Genomic DNA, 666 nt, shown 5'->3' on the forward strand with positions numbered 1-666 from the left:
ATCTGTGAGTTGGCTTTTAGGAACAATTCTGCCCCGACGCTCCAAGAGGCATTCAAGCACCGCTATTTCCCGCCGTGGTATATCCATGACTTGGCCCTGAACACTAACCTGACGCGATGCGCGGTCGAATTCGAGGCTACCGATGCTCTCCCGCGCTCCGTAGTCAAGTTCTTTGCGCCGAGAAAGTGCTCGGACGCGTGCTTCTAACTCGTCCATTTCGAAGGGTTTGACCAGATAGTCATCTGCGCCCATATCCAAACCGGTCACCCGGTCGCTTGTTTCGGTGCGCGCTGTTAGCAGGATCACGGGCGCACTGTCACCACGTTCGCGAAGCGACCTCAGGATGTCCAACCCTGACCGGCCGGGTAGGTTGATATCCAGAACGATCAAATCCGCGCCTTCTTGTTGAAGGTACAGCTCAGCCGCATCTCCGTCAGTCAGTATATCTGCCGCATGACCTCGGTCACGAAGGCGATAAGCAATGGCATTGGCGAGTGGCTCATTGTCCTCGACTATGACGATCCGCATTAGGTCTCCCGCAAGTTTCGCGCAAGGTTGGCGCTCCATGATTGCCAGATGGGAGGGGGAATCAACCCCACAGTTCTATTTGCGATCACGGTAGCGCCGGGGGCGATGACGTGATTGTCTGGTCAACAGGGAGGAACC

At 56.2% G+C, this 666-nt stretch carries 1 protein-coding gene; it reads right to left on the reverse strand.

Going from position 1 to position 666, the window contains the following annotated elements; genetic code table 11:
• A partial coding sequence (locus ACR0EL_RS22395; RefSeq protein WP_480502344.1) for a response regulator transcription factor occupies positions 1-528 on the reverse strand: 528 nt, incomplete at its 3' end.
• Positions 529-666 lie beyond the last annotated feature (138 nt).

The sequence above is a fragment of the Ruegeria sp. AH12 genome (assembly GCF_056541465.1).